The organism is Kocuria sp. KRD140 (genome assembly GCF_017168375.1).
In the GTDB taxonomy this organism is placed as follows: Bacteria; Actinomycetota; Actinomycetes; order Actinomycetales; family Micrococcaceae; genus Kocuria; species Kocuria marina.
Genome location: NZ_JABFAW010000026.1, coordinates 1 through 2,743, shown reverse-complemented (window position 1 = coordinate 2,743; position 2,743 = coordinate 1). Strand labels below are relative to the sequence as shown.

The 2,743-nt window shown below is 68.3% G+C and carries 5 protein-coding genes; 4 read left to right on the top strand and 1 reads right to left on the bottom strand.

The genetic code is table 11. The annotated features are described in order from the left end of the window. The first annotated feature begins 157 nt into the window (after window positions 1-157). Window positions 158-415, top strand: a complete 258-nt coding sequence (locus J1M36_RS12500) for a metal-sensitive transcriptional regulator (RefSeq protein WP_206480037.1) — start codon at window positions 158-160, stop codon at window positions 413-415. Window positions 416-470: 55 nt separating this feature from the next. Beyond that, window positions 471-887, top strand: a complete 417-nt coding sequence (locus J1M36_RS12495) for a DUF302 domain-containing protein (RefSeq protein WP_206480036.1) — start codon at window positions 471-473, stop codon at window positions 885-887. A gap of 286 nt (window positions 888-1,173) precedes the next feature. On the opposite strand, the gene J1M36_RS12490 is transcribed toward J1M36_RS12495, so the two are convergent. Next, window positions 1,174-1,674, bottom strand: a complete 501-nt coding sequence (locus J1M36_RS12490; protein ID WP_206480034.1) for an ArsI/CadI family heavy metal resistance metalloenzyme — start codon at window positions 1,672-1,674, stop codon at window positions 1,174-1,176. Between the two features lie 99 nt (window positions 1,675-1,773). Between J1M36_RS12490 and J1M36_RS12485 the strand changes: the two genes are divergently transcribed. Both J1M36_RS12485 and J1M36_RS12480 read left to right on the top strand, forming a co-directional pair. Beyond that, window positions 1,774-2,142, top strand: coding sequence for a metalloregulator ArsR/SmtB family transcription factor (locus J1M36_RS12485; protein ID WP_206480026.1), 369 nt, complete (start codon window positions 1,774-1,776; stop codon window positions 2,140-2,142). Next, window positions 2,139-2,723, top strand: coding sequence for a GNAT family N-acetyltransferase (locus tag J1M36_RS12480; protein WP_206480024.1), 585 nt, complete (start codon window positions 2,139-2,141; stop codon window positions 2,721-2,723). The genes J1M36_RS12485 and J1M36_RS12480 overlap by 4 nt, the downstream gene beginning before the upstream one ends. Window positions 2,724-2,743: the final 20 nt, after the last annotated feature.

Here is a 2,743-nt window from a genome sequence, read left to right as displayed (position 1 = left end):
GGGGTGAAGGAGGGGGTGGCTGCGGAGGTCATGGGAGTCCTTTCGGGATGGTGACGTCGATGGGTGTGCCCCCAGTATTACGGATACCCCAGGGGGTATGCAAACACCCCGGGGGGTATAGAATGGAGGGACGCCCGCACCACCTCAGGAGACCCCCGTGCAACTGGACGCCACCGAACTGACCCCCGTTATCAACCGCCTCAAGCGCGCCCAAGGCCAGATCGGGGCGGTGGTGCGCATGCTCGAGGAGGGCAAGGACTGCAAGGATGTCGTCACCCAGCTCTCGGCGGTGTCCAAGGCGCTGGATCGGGCCGGGTTCGCGATCATCGCCTCCGGGCTGGAGCAGTGTCTGACCAACCCGGACGAGACCCTGAACAAGAAGGATCTGGAGAAGCTGTTCCTCTCCCTGGCCTGAGCGGCCGGCACCTGAGAGGCAGGATGTTCCCGTCCGTTTCCTGAAGGAGTTGACCATGGCCTACACCCACGCCGTCACCGTTGCCCTGCCCTACGAGCAGACTGTGGAACGCACCCGTGAGGCCCTGGCCGAACAGGGCTTCGGCATCCTCACCGAGATCGACGTCAAGGCCACCTTTATCACCAAGCTGGGCGATGACGCCGGCCAAGCCCTCGGCGACTACGTCATCCTGGGCGTCTGCAACCCGCACCTGGCCAGCAAGGCCCTGGCCGCCGAGCCGCAGCTGGGCGCCCTGCTGCCGTGCAACGTCGTGGTCCGCCGCGGCGCCGATGAGGAGCACACCATTGTGGAGGCCATCGACCCGCAGACCATGGTGCGCCTCAGCGACAGCGCCCAGGTGCGCGAGATTGCCGACGACGCCGACACCCGCCTGCGCGCAGCCCTGGGTGCGATCAGCGACGCCAGCTCCTGAGCTGCGCCCCGGGTCCGGCAAGGCCATCCCCTGCCAATTGTCCGACGATGCCCAGTCATACAGGGCCACCTTTCGGCAGCTCGGCGTATGGATCCTGATCAGGGGACATCAAGAGCAGCCCGGAGCGTATGGCCCAGGCTGCCGATGCAGTCGCTGATGTAGGTGCGGGGTCGACCGTGTCGTTGGGTGGTTCGTCCACCTTCGGCAAAGCGCCCACCCGCTTGTCGCGGGTGGGCGCTTTCGTCTTAGGTCCCCTCGGTACCACCGAAGGCCTGGCGCTGATGCGTCAGCAACAGCTGGGCTGCTTGCCGGCCGACTCGGCGGCATCCGTCGAGGTGGGCTGGGTGTCAGTGGTGCAGCAGGTGCCGTCGCCGGCCACCTGTGACTGTTCAGGATCGGTTTGGCCCTCCAGGTCCGGGCGGGCGTCGGCGGTGACGGTGTAGACCTCCCACGGCTCCTGGCCCGGGCCGGTGACCCAGACCTTGTCCTGGACGGCGTAGCAGCAGGTGGTCCCCTCCTCCGGGCGGGTGGCCAACCCGGCCTCAGTCAGACGAGCGGCGGCGGTGTTGACGATCTCGGTGGACTCAACCTCCACCCCGAGGTGATCCATCCGGGTGTCCTCCCCCGGCTCGCCCTCAAGCAGGACAAGTTTGAGCGGGGGCTCGGCGATGGCGAAGTTGGCGTAGCCGGGCCGGCGCTTGGCCGGGGCGGTGTTGAACAGCGTGGAGTAGAACGCGATGGAGGCCTCGAGGTCGGCCACACGCAGGGCGAGCTGGACTCTGGACATGACGGATTCCTTTCCGGAAGAGACGGCCCACCATCGGATATAGACCGCCGTCGATGTCTTAACGTTGCCACCGACATCGACACCGGTCAATATAGATTTATGTCTATTTCTGGTGACGAGATCTCTGTGACGCCGACCGCCCTGGCGTGCTGCGCTCCACTGTCGCGGGAACCGCTGGGGCGGGAACGGGCGGAGCGGATCGCCCCCTTGCTGAAGGCTCTGGCAGATCCGGTGCGACTGCAACTGCTGTCGATGGTGCTCTCCCATCCCGGTGGGGAGGCGTGCGTGTGCGACCTGCTCCCTGCCTTCGAGCTGTCCCAGCCCACGATCAGCCACCACCTGAAGGTGCTGCACGAGGCCGGGTTGCTGGAGCGGGACAAGCGCGGTGTGTGGGTGTACTACCGCACCCGCCCGGAGGCGATGGAGGCCCTGGTGACACTGTTCGCCCCCGAGACGGCCCCCGCATGAGCGGCACACCGCCGCTCGTGGACGACGCGGTGAGGTGGGTCAGGCCGCACACCCCGCGCGGTGGCCCCAGTGCGGTCACCGTGGCCGAGCTCCAGGAGCGGCACTGGCCGGCCGTGCGCGAGATCTACGCCACCGGCATCGCCACCGGCCAGGCCACCTTCGAGTCCCAGCCGCCGGACTGGGCACGTTTTGCGGCGGGCAAGCCGGCGCACCTGCGCCACGTGGCGATGGACGAGGGCGGAACGGTGCTGGGCTGGGTCGCCGCCTCCCCGGTCTCGGCCCGGCCCGTGTACGCCGGGGTGGTGGAGGAGTCCGTCTACGTCCACCCGTCAGCGGCCGGGCGCGGGGTGGGGCGGCTCCTGCTGCAGGCCCTGATCGCCTCGGCGGAGGCCGCGGGGGTGTGGACGATCGAGGCGAAGATCTTCCCCGAGAACACCGCCAGCCTGGCCCTGCACCAAAAACTCGGGTTCGAGCCGGTGGGGGTGCGCCGGCGCCTGGGACGGATGAGCCACGGCCCGCACGCGGGGCAGTGGCGCGATGTGATCCTGCTCGAGCGGCGCAGCGCCACCATCGGCAGCTGAAACCGCCCCGTCGCTTGACG